The sequence below is a fragment of the Neobacillus drentensis genome (assembly GCF_036965645.1).
Taxonomy (GTDB): Bacteria; Bacillota; Bacilli; order Bacillales; family Cytobacillaceae; genus Neobacillus; species Neobacillus drentensis_D.
The window spans coordinates 16,273-34,744 of record NZ_JBALPZ010000048.1 but is presented as its reverse complement, the minus strand read 5'-3'; the positions used below and the strand labels follow the sequence as shown (position 1 = coordinate 34,744).

The window sequence follows — 18,472 nt, the reverse complement described above, 5'->3', positions numbered from 1 at the left end:
TTATCTAAGTTTTCAATTTCTTATAGGGATTTTTTTAAATCTTAATATGAAAATTACAATTTTAATATTCTTAAAAAGGGTTGATAATATGAAAAAGACATTATTGATTATTTCTTCCGACCATACAGGGCATGGACATAAAAGTATAACAGAATCGCTTTGTGAGTCAGTCAAAACTCATAATGATGTAAATATTCATGTAGTAGATGGATTTATGCTTGGCAGACAACTGCTGTTAAAAATAGGAAAATCATATGGCCCTATAACAAGAAATTCAGAAAACCTATGGAAGATGATCTGGAAACTCTCAGCTTTGAAACCCTCTTTAGTAGACAATTTTATTGAAACACTTATTAAGGATAATTTTCTAAAAATTCTGTCCGACATTAAACCAGATATCATTCTTTCCGTTCATCCAAATTTTAATGGTTCAATCTTGAACATTTTAGAAAAGCAAAATATCACAATCCCTTTCATTACGCTAATTGCCGATCTTGTAAACATCTATCCCCTTTGGGTTGATAAAAGGGCAAATTTCATTATTAGCCCAACTCTCGAAGCTCAAAGTAAGTGTATTGAATTTGGGATTCCTGTTGAGAAAATAAAAGTCTCAGGTTTTCCAGTTCGATCCCGATTTTTTCTGAAGAATTATAATCAACGTAAATTCTCTCAAGAGGAGCAATCTTTAAATTGCTTGATCATGAGCGGTGGCGAAGGTATAGGAAATATGAAGAAAATAGCTGTAAACCTGCTTAATTATTTTGATTGTACTGTAAAAATTGTAGCTGGAAAAAACGAAAAACTTAAAACAAAGCTGGAAAGATCACTTAAAGCGCAGTATGGTGAAAGAGTAAAGATTTATGGTTATACCAAAAATATCCAAGACCTCATGCTTTCTTCTGATATCGCTTTTACTAGAGGCAGTCCGAATGTCATGTTTGAGGCTATAGCTACCAATACACCATTAATCATAACCGGTGCATTGCCAGGTCAGGAAGAGGATAATCCAGCCTTTGCTGAAAATTCCAATCTAGGAGTAGTATGTAAAAACCCAAAGGAAATTAAGAACTTAGTATCCAAGTTACTTGAAAATGATGGAGAAAAATTAAATGAAATCATAGACTGTCAGCGGAAATTTATTAATGAAAATGCTGCTGAAGACATACTATCATTTATTCTTAAAGCCGGAGAGCCTTACTATGAAGAAGCAAAATGAAAACTTTCTTAACCATCATATTTTTTTATCCTATAAGCTGACTCAAAAAGATGTTTTATTATCATTTTTTGAGCCAGCTTTTTTATTACGTATTCTTAAAAATGGTTAAAAACCATAGATTGTATGTAACAATATATTCTTAAAGACAAGTTCTGGCCTCTCCTCTGTAATTAAATGTCCTGTTTTTTCATAGGTAATTAACTTGGCATCGGGTAAATCCTGAACTAATTGTTTTCCAACTTCTAAAGGAACTACAAGATCTTCCTCTCCCCATATTAATAATGTGGGGACTTGTATATCCTTTAGCTGGTGTGATAATAAATCACCCTCACGATGCCTCAGTAATCGAATTAAAGCTTTATAGAATCCTTTTTCTTCCAGCGGTCTTCCGAATTCATTTATCAAATCTTCGTTGATCAATGTATGATTAAAAAAGACATTCTTTAAGTGATCTTTGACATCTTTTCTTTGAATATAATAATGAATGAATTTTTCAAAGAAAGGTAAATAGGAACTCCAGATTAGAAGTTTTTTTGCACGCTTTAAATAACCTGAACTACTTAATAAAATTAGTTTGTTGATTTTCTCAGGTGCGATTCGCGCCATATTTAGAGCAATTTGACCGCCCATTGAATGAGCAACAATATGAGTGTTAGCAAACCCAAATCTGTGGATACATTCAATCATTAACTTCGCATAGTTTTCAAAACTATAAACGAACGAAGTTGACTTCTCACTTTTACCAAAACCGGGAAGGTCAACTGCGATTATTGAGAACTTTTTTTGTAATAAGGGAATGATTCGGCGAAAAGTGTACGTAGAAGAAGCAAAGCCGTGGATTAGAAGTATGGGTGGTTTATCATCCAATAAGTATTCACAGTACAAGTTAATATTTCCGATTTGAAGGTAGGTTTGATTCAAACTATTAACAAACAATGTGTTCCACTCCTCAAGAATTAAATTATAGTTATTATTATTTATCAATTAGATCATGAGGATGCAGATTAAAAGTTCTCAAATACAATAATATAAAAGTTCTCCTCTAATGAATGGAGTTACTAAACATAAAAAAATCCACCTTCCTTAAGGAAGGCGGTATTCATTCTACATTCATTTCCTTGGATACTTTTGTTCAATATAGTGTAAAAAGGCAGTTACAACTTCTGGGCCGTTTTCTACAACTCTACCTTCTTCAAATGCAGAGAAGTTATCGCCACCTGAAGCTAAATAATCGCTAACGGCTACCTCATATTCCCTGTCAGGTTGAAGGTATTGACCCTTACTGTCCTTCAGCATGATCACTCTGCTGCCAATTGGTGCATTAGGGTCCCATCTATACGTTAAACCAACAATTTGTAACATATTATTTACCTGATCTTTTCTCCACTGCTGTTCTAAAGCTAGTTTAATTTGGTCCCCTGTTAAGATTAATTTAGTGATACTATGGCCAAATGGCATTTGTGTATAAAGGTCTTCTAAAGTAAGATTTCCTCGCTGTAAGCTTCCCCGCATTTCTCCTTGATGGACAAAAGCAATTTCTGTCCCCATGACTTTCCGCTCAGATTCTGCAATCATTTTCGCGAATGGAGATTCACCATTTGCATTTTGCTTCCGACTGATTTCTTCAGGAATGAATCCGATAATTTGATTAAACTGATTACCCATTTTTTCCTTAAGCTTTTTTAAAAAAGTAACCGTATTTTTATCTGGTTCTATCTGATGATGTGAAGTCAAAATAATCTTTGCCTTTTTCCAAACAATATCATTGGTATTACGATCTATTTCCATGTTCACTTGAGAAAAGGCTTCCCCATAAGAATAGGCTTGAACAATCAATTTATCATCTACCACGGTATTGGCATAGTGATGACTATGTCCAGCAAAAATAACATCGACTTCGTCATCGATTTTGGGGGCCATCTCCACTAAAGCTTCTTGGGGATTAGTTCCTGACTGATTCGATTTTGCTGAAATATGTGCCAGTACAACAATCGCTTTAATCCCTTTTTCCTTTAATTGCTGGACTGTTCGATTAATTGCTGATACCTCATCCGTTATTTCTACTTGTTTTCGATTTTCATGGGTTACATACATGTTGGTTTCGGTTGTGACTACACCAATAAAGCCAATTTGAATTCCGTTGATTTCCTTAATGACATATGGTGGTAACAAGGGTTCACCAGTCTTTTTATCGATGATATTTGCAGAAATGTAAGAGGCATTGGCGCCTTTAAAGTAACCGGTTCTTTCATGGAATCCTCCAAAAATGAGACGTTTCATTTCTGCTACGCCTTCGTCCAATTCATGATTACCAGGTGTACCGACATCCATGTGCAGGAGATTTAGAAATTGAATTGTGGGTTCGTCTTGAAATTGAGAAGAAATAGGGGGACTTCCTCCTACCATATCACCAGCATGAACAAGTAAGGTATTCGGGTTTTCCTGTTTATTTTTTTTTAAATAGGCAGCCAAGTATTCTGCCCCTCCTGTCATGGACCCTGAAACCCTTCGATACTTGTTTAGTTGACCGTGAAAATCATTAATACCTAACAATTGTACTCGAACGTAGTGGTTGGATGTGGATTGCGTCACTGTGGATGGATTGTGAGAAGATACCATGAATATACAGATCCCAAAAGTAATACAGACTAAGATGACCAAAGAAGACATGATCTGAAATTTTAACAACTTCCGATCCCTCCCTCATGATGTACCTTAAGGATAACTCAGAAATTTTATCTCTGTTTGAATTGCATGTAAATTTTTGGTTACAAATTTTTTGGGGGCAGATAACACAAATTAGTCGAATGTCTCTAATAAATTTGTCGTTCTTTATCGAGAATTTCCTATACCCAATAAGTTAGCTTTTGGACTAAAATAGAAGTGTTAGATTAATAATTTAGGAGGTCTTTCTATTGAAAAAGAGTAAAAAAGGAATGGCGATAGCAGCCAGCAGTATCTTAGCACTCTCTCTCAACTTTTAATCTGCACACTTCTGCAACTTCACCAACTAAAAGCTACCTCATCGCCTACAACCAGTCATCATTACCTAAAACCTATCAGACAGACATTAAAAATGCCGGAGGAGTAGTGGTAAATGCCATACCGGAAATCGGCGGATTAGAAGTCCGCTCATCAAATCCTAATTTTCTAAACAATTTAAAATCCAATTCTAGTATTATTGCGGCAAACGTAGAAATGCATTATAAACTAGATGACGAACAACCGGCAGCAGCTGACGGTAAGCCTGTAACACTTCAACCTGATACAGATGGTACATATTGGAATTCACAGTGGGATATTCGTCATTTAACGAATGAAGGAAAATCCTTTAAAATTGAGTCAGGCGGTACAGAAGCAAATGGAAAGGTTACTCATAAAGCTATAGTCGGTGTTATCGACACAGGTATTGATGCCAATCATCCTGATCTTAAAGCCAACTATGTTGGCGGTCAAAGTTTCGTTCCGGCAGGAGGTTATTCTGGAAATGACAAGAGTGAAACAGGAAACTCCAATGATGTACTTGACCGTGAAGGTCATGGTACACACGTAGCTGGTTCCATTGCGGGTAATGGAAAAATAAAAGGTGTCGGCCCAGATTTAGGAATCATGGCTTACCGTATATTTGACAGTTCTGGAAGCGCGCCAACTACACCAATTGTTAAAGCAATGATTCAAGCAGCTAAAGATAAAGTGGACGTTGTGAATATGTCCATTGGCGGCTATGACAATTTAAAATATGAATACAATGGTACTAACTATAGTGACATTGCAGATGTTCTCCTTTGGAAACGGGCAGTAAAATATGCAGTGAATAATAATGTAACCATTGTGGCTTCTGCCGGTAATGAGTCGTTAAACTATGCTGATAAAAAATCACTAACTGATTATTTGAATGCCAATTATGGTGATACGAACCTTGTTTTTAAAGGCGTCACCATTGAAACACCAGGTGGAGTTCCAGGTGTCATTACAGTATCTTCCTCAAATCAATGGTCGAAAGATCAATTGGCATTCTATTCAAACTATGGTAATAGCTTTATTACAGTGGCAGCTCCTGGCGGAGATAACGGTCCTAAATATGCTTCAACGGGGAATTTAGATGATCGTGACTTTACTTACCGTGCATTGTCAACATGGCCAACTTATTTAGCGCCTTATTTCACTACCATTGATCCGGAGCATCCTGGATATGCCTATCTCCATGGAACCTCCATGGCTTCGCCGAAGGTTGCCGGTATTGCTGGAGTCATCAAAGCAGCTCATCCAGACTGGAAGCCAGGTCAGGTAGAGGCCCTTATTGAGAAGACCTCTTTAGATTATGGCAAACCAGGTCACGATCAATACTATGGTGCCGGAGAAGCTAATGCTTATACGGCTTTAACAGGTAAATAGCATAAAGTAAGGCCCATCTATGTTAAATAGATGGGCCTCTATATATTGGCAAAAGTTCATTTCCAAAAGTAGAAAGGTAAATTTCCCTCTACTAGGTGAACTCGGTTGAGTAGCAACCGTTTATTAATCTTTGCATCGTTTGCTGTAATTAATGCGTCCCGGTTACATCTAATGTAGTATTAGTTACATGTTTTTTTTCAAATGTAGAGCCGTTAATTTTCTCTTGTAACTTTTCATAATAAAGGTCTGCGTCTATTGGCAACACTACCTTTTCATTTATCCAAGAAGATAAATAGATGCCGTTTGAAATTTCTAATGCCTTTACTCCATCTTCCCCAGGCGAAAGTAGAGGTGAATTATTAACAATGGCATCAATCCAGTTTTGAACAATGATGGCATGATTTGCATTATCACTTTTTACTGGTATTTTCATCATTTTACATTCTGGCTGGCCAAATCCTCCTGTATATGAAGAATTAAACTCTCGTTCGGATTGTGCTAATTGGTAAAAAGTAAGTTCTTCATTTTCGACGACGATTTTCCCGCGGTCTCCAACAATCTCAAGGCGATTCGTACCCGGTGCTTCTCCAGTTGAAGCAATGAACACACCTGTCGCCCCATTATTGTATTCCACAAAGGCTGTTACATCATCTTCCACCTCTATATCATGGTACTTGCCTAAACTAGTCACTGATCGAATACTCTTTGGCATCAGACCTGTCGTCCACTGCCAAAGATCTAATTGGTGAAGGGCCTGATTTAATAGAACCCCGCCGCCTTCCCCTTTCCAAGTGGCTCTCCATTTACTAGAATCGTAATAATTTTGTGGACGGTAGGCGTCCGTAACAATCCAATTGGTACGTTTTATTTCACCCAATTCACCTGACAGTATAAGGCCGCGCACTTTCTGATAAAGCGGATTAGCCCTTTGGTTATACATGATGCTGAACACTTTTCCACTAGATTTCGCTGCAGCATTCATTTCCAGAACATTTTTGGTATAAACACCCGCTGGTTTTTCAATTAAGACATGTTTCCCTTTTGAAAATGCCTTTTTGGCAAGTTCAGGATGACTGTAATGCGGAGTCGCAATTAGTACAGCATCGATTCCTGATTCATTGAAAAAGGTTTCAACATCCTTGAAAATTTTCACTTCTCCCTTTGTATGAGTCTTAATCCATTCAATTCGGCTATCATTACTGCTGCAAACCGCAGTTAACTCAGCTCCTTTGATTTGACCATTATTTATCATTTGTACATGCGAGCTGCCCATATTTCCTATTCCGATTACACCAATTTTTACTACACTCATCTATTTCCCTCATTTTTTGAATTAGTTGAAAACTAATATAAATCTAGTATTTATTATTGGATTTTTATAAATGATTGTTTTATTTTATAACCGCATTGTGGTACATTTGTATCGTATTGTAGTTATATTCATTATAGTGAAAGTTTAAATTACATGTCAATAACGATTTATTCATCTTTCAGCAAATAAAACTATTAGAAAGAGCAAAGATTCAGCGTGGGAGTTAACAACCAGTTTATTGACAATCTACTCTTGTACCCAATACGTAAAATTAATTCAAACATCCGTTATAATAAATAGGATATATAGGGAGGAGTACATACTTATGCACATCGATAAAAAAGATCAAACGAAAACATCTAATGTTCAAGTAATCTCTCGTGCGGCTAAAATACTGAGGACTCTTAGAGCTCATCCAAAAGGATTAAGCTTATCGCAAATTGCAAAAGAAGTGGGCATGGCCAGGTCCACCGTTCAAAGAATTGTTACCACACTTGAACAGGAGAGATTTATTGCAGCGGCTTCTGTTAATGGAGGTTTCCGCCTTGGACCAGAGATTGCCATGCTTGCAGGTGCTGTCCATAGTGATTTAAGAGAAGAAGTCCGGCCATTTTTATTAAACTTATCACATCAAATCAATGAAACGGTTGACCTATCCGTGTTGGAAAATGGTAAGGTACTTTTTGTGGATCAGATTATCGCTCCACATCCTTTGCAGGCGACTTCACAACCAGGGGCTTCTTTCCCATTGCATTGTACAGCAAACGGAAAAGCGATACTCGCCTCCTTACCTTTAGCTGAGGTAGAGAGACTATTACCTGAGCATTTGCAACAGTATACGGAGCATACCATAACGACTCGTGATGAACTGTTAAGGGACTTGGAACAGGTTCGAAAAAAGGGAGTTAGTTTTGCAAGGGAGGAACACATTCCTGGAATTTGTGCTGTGGGGGCAGCTGTTGTTGATCATATAGGAAATATAAGTGCGGTCTCCATTCCACTCCCTTCCATTCGATTCTACGGGCATGAAGAAAGGCTTGCATCAGCCCTCATTCAAACTTGTCAAACAATCAACCATCACTTTGAAATGAAATAATATAGTTTGTTGTGCGGCTGCTTAAACAGACCTTTTGAAATATGTTGTTATTTCGTTAAAGGATGGCTGGTTTGAATTTTGAGATTTTTCCCCATAATGGATGATGTGATGAATTCACCTTTAAAAAGCGATCGGCTAATTTTATTACTGGTCTGGTGGTTCTCATCAAATATCTATTTTTCAAGAGGTGATCGTATGAGTTTACAGCGCACGTTTATAATGGTAAAGCCTGATGGGGTGAAACGGGGGTTAATCGGAGAAATCCTTAGACGCTTTGAGCAAAAAGGTTTTACCTTATTAAATGCAGAGTTAATGACAGTGGACCGCACTAAAGCTGAATATCATTATATGGAGCATCAAGAAAAGCCGTTTTTCGGTGAATTAGTGGATTTCATTACCTCAGGTCCTGTTTTTGCCATGGTCTGGGAAGGAGAAAATATAATAGAAATAACTCGTCTCATGATTGGAAAGACCAGTCCATCTGAAGCAATGCCAGGTACTATTCGTGGTGACTTTGCCTATTCAAAAGAAGAAAATGTTATCCATGGCTCAGACTCTCTTCTAAGCGCAGAACGTGAAATTGAAAATTTCTTTGGGCTCCTGAAGAAACGGATTTCAAGAGATGATTTTCCTTTCGAAGATCGACAATCTGTATAATGACACAAAGGACACTTCCCTTCTCGGAAGTGTCCTTTTCTTTCTAAAACATTATTTTGAGGCTACACTTCCTTGAAAAGCCTGCTTCAATGCTGATGCTGCCTGCTCTATTGCTTTCTTTCCTTGTTCTAGTGCACCCGGCATCCAGAAATAACCGTGAATCATGCCATCATATCGTGTTGCCTCTACTTGGACCCCAGCTTCTCTTAATCTTTCTGCATAAGCTTCTCCTTCGTCACGGAGCGGGTCAAACTCCCCTGTTAGAACCAATGCTGGAGGAAGTCCGCTAAGATCATTTGCTTGCAGCGGAGAAGCATAAGGATTTTTGCCATTCTCTTCATTCCTTAAATAATGATTCCAGAACCAAATCATGCTATCTTTTGTTAGTAAATAACCATCAGCGTTTTCAGTATAGGACTCCGTTGCATAGGAATGGTTGGTAACAGGATAGATCAGCATTTGGTAAGCCAATCGAATTTCCTTCTTGTCTCTTGCCATTTGCGAAACGACAGCAGCTAGGTTTCCGCCCGCACTGTCGCCGCCGACAGCAATTCGATTAGGATCAACTTGAATAGAAGCAGCATTTTCAACCACCCACTTGGCTGCTGCATACGAATCATCAGCTGCTGCAGGAAATTTATGCTCAGGGGCCAATCGATAATCTACTGAAACTACCACACAGCTTGCTCTATTGGCCAGCATTCGGCAAGGCACTTCTACTGTATCCAAATTACCGATGACCCAGCCGCCGCCATGATAATAGACCAACGCAGGAAAAGGACCATCTCCTTCTGGTGTATAAATACGAACCGGTATCTCTCCTTCAGGGCCAGGAATCGTCCTTTCTTCTACCTTACCTACATCCTCAGGCTCTCCAGCCAAAGCACTAAAATCAGTCGTCAGTCTAGCTTCTTCAGGTGTTAAGGTATGCATTGCCGGAGCTCCCATCGCTTCCATTTGTTCCAATAAGAATTTTGCTTGTGGATCTAATGCCATTATTCGTTTCCCCCTTAAAGATTATTAAAGATTGATATAGGATTAATGATTAAGTAGATTACTTAACAACACTTTCTTCTGAAGCTTTCAACGTGAACCCTTCATAGCCTTTTTGAGAAATTTCATCACAAATCTGGCGATAAGGGCCCACTCCACCGAGATAAATCTGGAACCCGCGTGCCTTCCCTTCAATATTTGCACCCATATACCATGAGTCCGTCTTTACATAAAGAGTTGGTTCCGCAACCTCTCTGCAATGCTTGGTCCAGGCATTTTCAGCTTCCACATTCACCTCGATGACTTCTTTATTGTTATCACGCATATAGTTGATGCAATCCGATACCCATTCGACATGTTGTTCAATCGATACCATCATATTACTAAGTACGGAAGGACTTTCAGGTCCCGTAAGCATGAACATATTAGGAAAACCAGCTGTTCCGATTCCAAGGTATGTCCTTGTTTCTGCTCCGCCTGCCCATTTTTCCTTTAGTGACACTCCATCTCTACCACGGATATCTATTTTAAACAAAGGACCTGTCATGGCATCAAAGCCTGTTGCAAACACAATCATGTCTAGTTCATACTCAGCATCTGCAGTCCTCACACCCGTTGGTGTAATTTCCTCAATTTGTGCACTTTTCACATCAACAAGGGTTACGTTTTCTCGGTTATACGTTTCAAAGTAGTCAGTATCAATGATTGGGCGTTTTGTACCATAATAAAAATTCGGTAGTAACTTCTCTGCTACCTCTTGATCTTTTACCACCTCTCGTATTTTGGAGCGGATAAATTCAGCAACGGTTTCATTTGCTTCAGGTGTTAAACTTAAATCATTATAAGAATAAGAAATCGTAAGAAGTCCACCTTGTTCCCAAGCAGCTTCATAAGTCCGGCGCCGTTCTTCTGGAGTATCGTCAAACGCTGAACGGTCTCGAGGCACTGCTGGTATCCCTGTAAGAGAAGAGCGCATTTGGGTTCGAATTTCACTGTAATTTTCTCGAACTTTTTTAATATATTCCGGGTCATTTGGTACATTTCTAGCTGGAGTACTATATTGAGGAGTGCGCTGAAAAACAGTGAGGTGTTCTGCTTCTTTAGCTATGACAGGTATGGACTGAATTCCGCTGGATCCCGTTCCGATAACGCCTACCCGTTTCCCTTTAAATTCCACTTTTTCATGAGGCCAATGTCCCGTATGATACCATTCACCCTTAAAGCTCTCCAGCCCTTTAAATTTCGGTACGTTTGAAGCTGATAAGCAGCCAACTGCTGTAATCAAGTAACGAGCCGATACCGTTTGACCGTTATTCAAGTGAACATCCCATCTATTGCTCTCTTCATCAAAGTGCGCAGAATCTACACGTGTCTTGAATTGGATATCCCGGCGCAAATCAAATTTATCTGCAACATAATTAATGTAGCTTAAGATTTCCGGCTGCTCAGCATATTTTGAGGACCACGTCCATTCCTTGAGGAGTTCTTCAGAGAAAGTGTAATTGTAATAGATGCTTTCTACATCGCAGCGGGCACCTGGATAGCGATTCCAATACCATGTACCGCCAACATTGTCGCCAGTTTCAAATATACGGGTTGAAAAACCTGCTTCACGCAGACGGTAAAGCAGATACAATCCTGAAAATCCAGCCCCAACGATCACTGCATCCAGTTCAATGAAAGAATTAGATTTTTGAGTTAATGCCATTTTTCTCTACCTCCTCATATTCTTATCCTTTAATGATTACATCTGAGTATAGATATTTCAGCACATGTCTTCTCATAATTCCACAGTTAAAATACTCATTAAATGTAAACGGTTCCAATTATTAAAATACTTAATGAATGAATTGCACGCCTCCTCTACCATATCATCTAAAAATCTTTTAGAAATGCTATAAGAAAGTCTATCTATAGCTTAATATTTTTTGTATAATTTGAATATTCCTAATTTTATATGTAATAAATCCTTATAAAGAAGGTGTTTATGTGACATTGAATTATACCATTTTAGATACTTTTCAAGAATTAGAAGCAGCTCAAACACATGAAGATAAACTTTATAAAATACTTGATATTTATATGAATCTTTTCCCTGTTAAAAACTCATTTTTATTTAGATACTCCCATTTAGGATTTCTTGGAGAAGGAATCATCTCGATAAACCAGAATGGATTAATTCATATCCGAGACATCAGAGATGATATCCGGTCTTTGCCTATCATATACTCTGCTCTTTATGAAAGGAAAGCAAAGTTTTGTTCTGGCATTGAATACCTTAGACAAGTTAACAGTAAATACATAACCTCATCAAATGTAAACTCCTTCTTAGTTGTCCCCATTTATTTTAGCTCAGTAGCAATTGGATATATCTGCACCAACGAGTTTAAACAAGATGCAAACATTAACCACCAGTTACTTACATCATTTACCCAATATGGACGTCAAGTCGGCAAAATCATGGAAAAAACAATTGGACCTGAAGATACACAATTACTAAGCAGAAGAGAACTGGAGGTGATGAAAAGAGTATCCTGGGGTGAAAGCACGAAGGAAATGGCTGATACCTTGGATCTTAGTGAAGTTACTGTAAATCAGTATGTTAAATCAGCAATAAAAAAATTAGGTGTACAAAATCGGGTCCAGGCTATTGCGGAGATGTTTCGGAAGGGAATTATTTCTTAATTACGTTTCGACAGATATGTGACACCGTTTATGTGAGACAGCCACGGGGTTATGAATCAGTTCTCATCTGTCAAAATACTCGGTTCTTTTCTCCTTCAGGGGTTATGAACCGCTCTTATCTGTCGGAGCACTCCGCTCTTTTCTCTTTCGGGGGTTATGAACCGCTCTTATCTATCGGAGCACTCCGCTCTTTTCTCTTTCGGGGGTTATGAACCGCTCTTATCTGTCGTAGCACTCCGCTCTTTTCTCTTTCGGGGGTTATGAACCGCTCTTATCTGTCGGAGTACCTGGCTCCTTTCTCTTTCAGCGGTTATGAACCTCCCTTAACTGTCGGAACACCTAGTTTCGAAAACATGTTCGAAGAAAAAGGTCTCCTCATAGAAAGGATGATATATTATCCGATCCCTTTTTTGAGTCGACCTTCCACTAAAACTAAGTCGAAAGACAAATTAAATCGTAGTTTCTGCATTTTCTAGGTTTGCTTCCGACACTTTATCTGATTTCATTAACAAAATATAGGAAATGAATCCGAACCCAATCCCTAAGAACCAAGAGTAGGTGTACAACTCTTTCACTGCTGGAATAATTAATCCAATAAATGAGGCTATCAGCCCTATTACTAAGGCAATAAGTGCTTTAACATTCCAACCATTTGTATACTCGTATAGTCCGTCTTTTTTATAAAAACTAGCTAAATCATATTTCCTGCGGGCAACTAAGAAATAATCCGCAATCATGATGCCACCGACCGGTCCAAGTGCTCCACCGATTGCACCTAGAACATTAAAAATGGTTCCTGAGTTGTTATACCAAAGCCATGGTGCAAAAAATAGGGCAGCCACGATTGAAATGAGTCCCGCTTTTACAAAGTTAAGTTTGCGAGGAAATAAATTTACTAAGTCATAAGCAGGGGAAACAACGTTTGCCGCTACATTTACAGACAAGGTAGCAATGAGCAGTGCAAAAGCCCCTAGGAATAATACAAACGGGTTTCCAAATTGCTGAAGCAATTCGACTGGATCCCAAATGGGTCTACCGAAAGCAATGATGGTCCCCGAAGTTGTAATAATACTCATGATTGCAAAAATAATCGCCGTTCCTGGCAAGCCAATTGCCTGACCAATGACTTGGTCCTTTTGACTCCGTGCAAACCTAGTAAAATCGGGAATATTTAGTATTAATGTGGCCCAGGTTCCAATCAGTCCGGTAATAGAAATCCCAAACGCACTCCAAAAGGCTCCACCTGTTAGTTTCGATGGTTCATCAAAAAGTGGACCTAATCCATTCGATACTGTTATCGCCCAAACAACAAGAGCTAAACCTAAAACAATAACGAGAGGGCCTGCCCAAAGCTCAAAAAACTTAACTCGTTCCATGCCATGAGAAATCACCCATGCGTGCAATATCCAAAAAAGAGCAACTGCAAGGGCATCATTTAGCCCCATACCTAAAATATGGATGGATGATAAACTGTTCCAGCTTGGTATTAATGCACCTAGAACAGCACCTACCGCTTTGCTTCCTAAATAGGCCTGAACAGCAAACCAGAATATCGCCACAAATGCCCTTATAATGATTGGAAGCTGTGCTCCTTTGTATCCAAATGAAGCACGAATCAGGACCGGGAAAGGAATCCCGTATTTAGCACCCGCTGCACTATTGAGCCACATCGCTATAATTAGGATAATATTGGCCGTAATCACGGTCGCTAAAGCCTGCCAGACACTCATTCCTAACCCAAGCAAACTTCCTGCTGTTTCATAGGCGACAATATTATGAACCATCCCCATCCACACTGTTGTATAGTTTAGCCAATTCCAATTCCTTTTTTCTTTACTAAGAGGTGCAAGGTCCTCATTATATAAAGAGGGATCTTTTACTTTTAAGGAATCTTGTTCTTCCATAGATATGGTGCTCATGGTATTCACTCCTTTTTCTTAACGCCCTATATAGATAGATTAAGTTTTTGTATCTCTTTAACAGAATGTTCAGAATTCAATGCGCGTTATTTATCCTCCTTCCCTGCTGACTTTTGGTTTTAAAAGTACAACTTATGGATTACATGATTGTATTCTACTTAAAGAATGGCTAGTTGTAACAAAATTGGTAAGAAAAGCTCACAGAAAATAAATTAAAAAATGGAACCCAAATCAATTATTCAGCACAAAACAAAGGCCCATGTGAGTAGATGGGCCTTTGTTTCTTGCAATCGATTTATCTTCCTACAAGATTACTTTGGGACTGATTTGGAGTGTTTTTTGTAAATTAATAAGTTCATTTTGAATGGCTGGGAAAGTTTCTATTTCAGGAACCTCTCTAATTGATGGGGACCTTTGCAAATTCACTGCGATTGCGGTTGTTTCACAAATATAAAGTAATTGGGCAAGTGTCTCTTCAGAAAGTAACAGACGACTATCTAATTTAGCACAATTTTCTAGTAAATATCCTAACTGTTCAACAGAAAAAACTACAGTCCAGTAGTAATCTAATGCTCTTCGATCAGCGGGAATCTCACCTACTGCTGTGTTATACAAGGTTTTTAAATTATGGATATTCGTTTTCATCTTTTTTAACTCTCTGCTGTCTCTCGCATTAAATCCCTTTCCTTGGTCAGAAAATAAAATAAGTAAAAATTGGGCCTGACTACGAATGGTTTTCGCAATTAAATGAGGGATACGACTCGACGCAGATCTCCTTCCCACTAACCATACACCCATAAGTCCAATGATACTGCCAATCAAAACATCCAACATCCTCGCAGAAGCAAAATAGGTAAAATCAAAATGCCCCAAACTCGTGCTTTCAGCCATAAGTAAGGCATTTGGTGTAAAAAACAATGCGGCTAACCCATAATTTTTTACAATAAACAGCTCTGTAATAAAGGTTAATAATAATACAAGCAAAGCAATGATATAGCCGTCAGGATGCAACGAAAGAATGACGCTGGCTATCAAGATCCCTAACAATGTACCAATACCTCTTTGAATGGCACGATGAAAGGTGGCGACAATGGAAAAACCTGACATCACAGCTACACAAGATAGAGGGACCCAATAAGACCGTACAAGCCCAAATTGGAAAGCGATAATGGCCGCAATAATCGTTATGATTCCAAACCGAAAAGCAGCCAGAAAAATGATGGAATTCTTGTCAAATGCCCCCCCAAGGACCGTCTTAATGGAGGGCTTATAGACTTCAACCACTTTATTTATTTTGGAAGTTGGTTCGTTCATGATAGCATCTGCATCATAAATTAATTTAAATAAGTAAGCAACAAGATTATCCATCTCATCAGGTTGCAGGATTTCCCCTGCCACAATTTCTATCTCACTCTTCCCGTCTAACGACAGAGCCGTTTTTCGGAGAGATTGCCCTAATTCTGGTGGTAATTTGTTATCATGATCTGAAAAATTTTCAAGTATGTACGTAAAAATCGAATGGGCAGAAGTATTCAGAACGTATAATCGTTTAAAAAAGTCGGTTTGTCTCCAGGAGATATAACCTGATGCAAGTATTTCATCCGCTTCGTTTAAAACTGACATCACACGATGTCTTGACTCATGAAAACGCTCTGTTCCAACTGAATCAATAAATGAAGACAGCTCCATTAAAGCTCTTTTCATAACACCCGTTTCTGGACCATGCGGATCAAAGAAATAACCAATCATAGCCATGATCCACGACAAACTTCCACCAAGGAAAACAAGGCCTGCCCGTAATGGAGCAGATGCTGGATCAACAGGCATACCCGTTGTCATTGAAAAAACCAGTACAAGAAAAATTGCCGAGGGACCTGCAATTCTTAAGGCTCCAAAAATAAATATAGCAGAAGCCCCAATTATTCCCATTAAAACAGCAATTACAAGTGGATAGGGAGCAGCTAATGTACCTAGCGCAGTAAGTAAGGTTAAAGCAATTACAATAATAAAAATCTTTTTAGCCCGCTGAGCATAAGGTATATTAAAAACGTAAAGATAAGTAAAACCACCCATTCCAGCTATCAACCCATATTCAAAATGTCCTAATACTAATCCAATTAATATGGGCAATGATGCTGCTACCCCTGCAGAAAATGCCTTTAACCAGGGAAAAGGCTTTTTATTAACAGACAAGGCTTGTTTTATAATGGAAGGGGATTTAGAGGATCTTTCTGTCATGCTTTTCACTTCTTTCTAAACACAATGATATGGATTAATATTAGTATATTTATTAACCCACCCTGCTACTCATCATTAATTTTCTACCAGTATTGAACTAAAATTAAATAAAAACCCAAGTGAAGAATAATCACTTGGGCCATTTTCAAAAAATTTCGTTTAACAGATCAAAGTATTAAATTAATAAGCTAAACTAAATAATGCTTTAATGTGTGATAAGTATCGAACATTACTAGCTTCTTTCATTAATGATGCTGGCATCCCTTTTAGTGGAATAGCGTTTGCACCTATGGTCGCTACCGCATCTTTACGTCCCAAGCTTGCAAGTGTTCCAGAGTTAACTTGAGAAAACTCTTTAAATGCTTTGTTTTCCAAGAATGCAAAGACATTGTATCCTGTTTGTTCTCCCATTTGCCAAGCAATTTGGGCCGTAGGCGGGAATGGGCGTCCTTCAGGACCAAAGACAACCGCACTGTCACCGACAACAAATACGTCTTTATGTGAAGTAGATTGAAGATATTCATTAACGGTAGCGCGTCCACGATCCACATCAAGTCCTGATTGACCTACTAGAGGATTACCCTGTACTCCGCCAGTCCAAACGAACGTATTAGCGGTAATTTTTTGTCCATCTTTTAAATCAATGGCATTTCCTTCTACATTAGTTACAGGAAGTCCCGTTAAGAATTGAACACCACGTGCTTCTAAACTCGCAGTAGCTCGTTCAATTAATGGATCTGGTAAAACAGGTAAGATTTTAGGGCCTGCTTCTACTAAAAGCAGCTTTACTTCTTTTGGATCCACACCATAGCTTCTTGCAAGTTTAGGCATAATATCAGCGATTTCTCCAACCAACTCAACACCTGTTAAACCACCGCCGCCGATAAGAATCGTTGCGTCCGCTGCATTTTTCGTTTTAGCATATTCAGCGATCCGTTCTTCGATATGTTGATAGATTTTATTCGCATCTTCAGCTGATTTTAACACCATGCTGTTTTCTTCTAATCCTGGAATACCAAAGTAAGCTGTTTTGCTTCCTAAAGCCACGACTAGCGCATCATAGGATAAAGTAGATCCATCTGAAAGTTTTACTTCTTTTTGATCTACTGAAAATGACTCAACCTTTGCGATTTTAAGCTCAATATCTTTTCCTTTGAAAAGCTTCGCTAAAGGCATGGCAACTGCCTGTTCTGCAACACTTCCTGCTGCCAAACGATGAAGTTCTGTAATAATTTGATGTGTAGGGTACTGATTAACCACAGTAACTTGTGCTTGATCTTTATTTAAATATTTACGAATATTAATAGCAGCTAATAGTCCGCCATATCCGGCACCTAAAATAACAACTTTCTTTGACATAGTCTCTCCCCCGTCTCTTTGGATGTACTGGTAAATTTATTTCGCTGAGCGTTCTGCCGAAACCTCAAGATAAGCGTTAATGAAACGGAAAAGTTTTTGAGCTTGAGGGTCTTTTATCATTTTCAAGAGTCCAAATAAACCGATCACTTCATTACTTTCCTCAGCACGATCTTTTGCTTCGATTGCAGTAGCAGCTAGGTTCTTCACCGAGTCTTTAATAGGTTCTACAATCTCTGTAATGGCTCCGATTGTATCATTTTTTAATACTTCATCTGTTGCAACTGACTGAGCGAAGTCGTACGACTTTGTTAATATATTCACAAGTTCGGTCAATTTTGGGAGCTGTTCTACCAAGGCGGTCAATGATTCCTGAACCTCCGGCTTTAGCAACTGATCAAGTACATCAAGTTGTTCTGCTTTAGTTGGTGCTGACTTTGGTCTGTCCATAACTTCTAACATCTCTTATTCCCCTTTCGATAGGCTGTTAAGAATTGGCTAGTAATATCCAATTAATAGAATGGCCCTTATGTAAAATAAATTAAAGACCATTAAATAAAATTATTTATTCTTGCCAGCTTTTTTCTTCTAAATAATATAAACAC

14 protein-coding genes are annotated in these 18,472 nt (G+C 38.5%); 5 read left to right on the top strand and 9 right to left on the bottom strand.

Annotated elements, in window-relative coordinates; genetic code table 11:
* Positions 1 to 1,216: MGDG synthase family glycosyltransferase (locus V7266_RS10080; protein WP_335467763.1), on the top strand; the 1,216-nt coding region annotated here is incomplete at its 5' end.
* A gap of 105 nt (positions 1,217 to 1,321) precedes the next feature.
* Here the strand turns inward: V7266_RS10080 and V7266_RS10075 are convergent.
* Both V7266_RS10075 and V7266_RS10070 read right to left on the bottom strand, forming a co-directional pair.
* Entirely contained in the window at positions 1,322 to 2,152 is an 831-nt protein-coding gene (locus V7266_RS10075) for an alpha/beta fold hydrolase (protein WP_335467762.1), read from the bottom strand.
* 174 nt (positions 2,153 to 2,326) lie between these two features.
* Positions 2,327 to 3,904, bottom strand: a complete 1,578-nt coding sequence (locus tag V7266_RS10070) for a bifunctional metallophosphatase/5'-nucleotidase (RefSeq protein ID WP_335467761.1) — start codon at positions 3,902 to 3,904, stop codon at positions 2,327 to 2,329.
* Between the two features lie 402 nt (positions 3,905 to 4,306).
* Here V7266_RS10070 and V7266_RS10065 point away from each other — a divergent pair, with 402 nt between their 5' ends.
* Positions 4,307 to 5,611 carry a S8 family serine peptidase gene (locus tag V7266_RS10065; protein WP_335467760.1) on the top strand — a complete coding sequence of 435 codons (1,305 nt, stop codon included), beginning with the start codon at positions 4,307 to 4,309 and terminating at the stop codon, positions 5,609 to 5,611.
* 148 nt (positions 5,612 to 5,759) lie between these two features.
* On the opposite strand, the gene V7266_RS10060 is transcribed toward V7266_RS10065, so the two are convergent.
* The gene (locus V7266_RS10060; protein ID WP_335467759.1) at positions 5,760 to 6,923 is read right to left on the bottom strand and encodes a Gfo/Idh/MocA family protein; all 1,164 of its coding nucleotides are present in this window, start codon (positions 6,921 to 6,923) and stop codon (positions 5,760 to 5,762) included.
* 325 nt (positions 6,924 to 7,248) lie between these two features.
* Here V7266_RS10060 and V7266_RS10055 point away from each other — a divergent pair, with 325 nt between their 5' ends.
* Positions 7,249 to 8,019: an IclR family transcriptional regulator gene (locus V7266_RS10055; RefSeq protein ID WP_335467758.1), complete on the top strand. Its 771-nt coding sequence runs from the start codon at positions 7,249 to 7,251 to the stop codon at positions 8,017 to 8,019.
* A 195-nt stretch (positions 8,020 to 8,214) separates the two neighbouring features.
* The gene (gene ndk / locus V7266_RS10050) at positions 8,215 to 8,676 is read left to right on the top strand and encodes a nucleoside-diphosphate kinase (protein ID WP_335467757.1); all 462 of its coding nucleotides are present in this window, start codon (positions 8,215 to 8,217) and stop codon (positions 8,674 to 8,676) included.
* Between the two features lie 51 nt (positions 8,677 to 8,727).
* Here the strand turns inward: ndk and V7266_RS10045 are convergent, their stop codons facing one another.
* Together V7266_RS10045 and V7266_RS10040 are read right to left on the bottom strand one after the other, a co-directional pair.
* Positions 8,728 to 9,672 (bottom strand): alpha/beta hydrolase, encoded by a 945-nt coding sequence (locus V7266_RS10045; RefSeq protein WP_335467756.1) that lies wholly within the window; start codon positions 9,670 to 9,672, stop codon positions 8,728 to 8,730.
* Between the two features lie 58 nt (positions 9,673 to 9,730).
* On the bottom strand, positions 9,731 to 11,377 hold the full coding sequence (locus V7266_RS10040) for a flavin-containing monooxygenase (RefSeq protein WP_335467755.1): 1,647 nt from the start codon (positions 11,375 to 11,377) through the stop codon (positions 9,731 to 9,733).
* Between the two features lie 281 nt (positions 11,378 to 11,658).
* Between V7266_RS10040 and V7266_RS10035 the strand changes: the two genes are divergently transcribed.
* Positions 11,659 to 12,354 carry a response regulator transcription factor gene (locus tag V7266_RS10035; protein ID WP_335467754.1) on the top strand — a complete coding sequence of 232 codons (696 nt, stop codon included), beginning with the start codon at positions 11,659 to 11,661 and terminating at the stop codon, positions 12,352 to 12,354.
* 449 nt (positions 12,355 to 12,803) lie between these two features.
* Here the strand turns inward: V7266_RS10035 and V7266_RS10030 are convergent, their stop codons facing one another.
* From V7266_RS10030 to V7266_RS10015, 4 genes are all read right to left on the bottom strand, one after another.
* Positions 12,804 to 14,273, bottom strand: a complete 1,470-nt coding sequence (locus V7266_RS10030; protein WP_335467753.1) for an NCS1 family nucleobase:cation symporter-1 — start codon at positions 14,271 to 14,273, stop codon at positions 12,804 to 12,806.
* 303 nt (positions 14,274 to 14,576) lie between these two features.
* A complete protein-coding gene (locus V7266_RS10025; protein ID WP_335467752.1) occupies positions 14,577 to 16,511 on the bottom strand; it encodes an FUSC family protein in 1,935 nt (644 codons plus the stop codon).
* Between the two features lie 180 nt (positions 16,512 to 16,691).
* Entirely contained in the window at positions 16,692 to 17,870 is a 1,179-nt protein-coding gene (locus V7266_RS10020; RefSeq protein WP_335467751.1) for an NAD(P)/FAD-dependent oxidoreductase, read from the bottom strand.
* Positions 17,871 to 17,906: 36 nt separating this feature from the next.
* Positions 17,907 to 18,317, bottom strand: a complete 411-nt coding sequence (locus V7266_RS10015; RefSeq protein ID WP_420491370.1) for a DUF1641 domain-containing protein — start codon at positions 18,315 to 18,317, stop codon at positions 17,907 to 17,909.
* Between the last annotated feature and the right edge of the window lie 155 nt (positions 18,318 to 18,472).

Bases quoted from the DNA above. Each gene is read 5' to 3' on its own strand.
- V7266_RS10055 (WP_335467758.1), top strand. From the start codon at position 7,249: ATGCACATCGATAAAAAAGATCAAACGAAAACATCTAATGTTCAAGTA.
- V7266_RS10045 (WP_335467756.1), bottom strand. From the start codon at position 9,672: ATGGCATTAGATCCACAAGCAAAATTCTTATTGGAACAAATGGAAGCG.
- V7266_RS10040 (WP_335467755.1), bottom strand. From the start codon at position 11,377: ATGGCATTAACTCAAAAATCTAATTCTTTCATTGAACTGGATGCAGTG.
- ndk (WP_335467757.1), top strand. From the start codon at position 8,215: ATGAGTTTACAGCGCACGTTTATAATGGTAAAGCCTGATGGGGTGAAA.
- V7266_RS10030 (WP_335467753.1), bottom strand. From the start codon at position 14,273: ATGAGCACCATATCTATGGAAGAACAAGATTCCTTAAAAGTAAAAGAT.
- V7266_RS10020 (WP_335467751.1), bottom strand. From the start codon at position 17,870: ATGTCAAAGAAAGTTGTTATTTTAGGTGCCGGATATGGCGGACTATTA.
- V7266_RS10025 (WP_335467752.1), bottom strand. From the start codon at position 16,511: ATGACAGAAAGATCCTCTAAATCCCCTTCCATTATAAAACAAGCCTTG.
- V7266_RS10015 (WP_420491370.1), bottom strand. From the start codon at position 18,317: ATGGACAGACCAAAGTCAGCACCAACTAAAGCAGAACAACTTGATGTA.
- V7266_RS10060 (WP_335467759.1), bottom strand. From the start codon at position 6,923: ATGAGTGTAGTAAAAATTGGTGTAATCGGAATAGGAAATATGGGCAGC.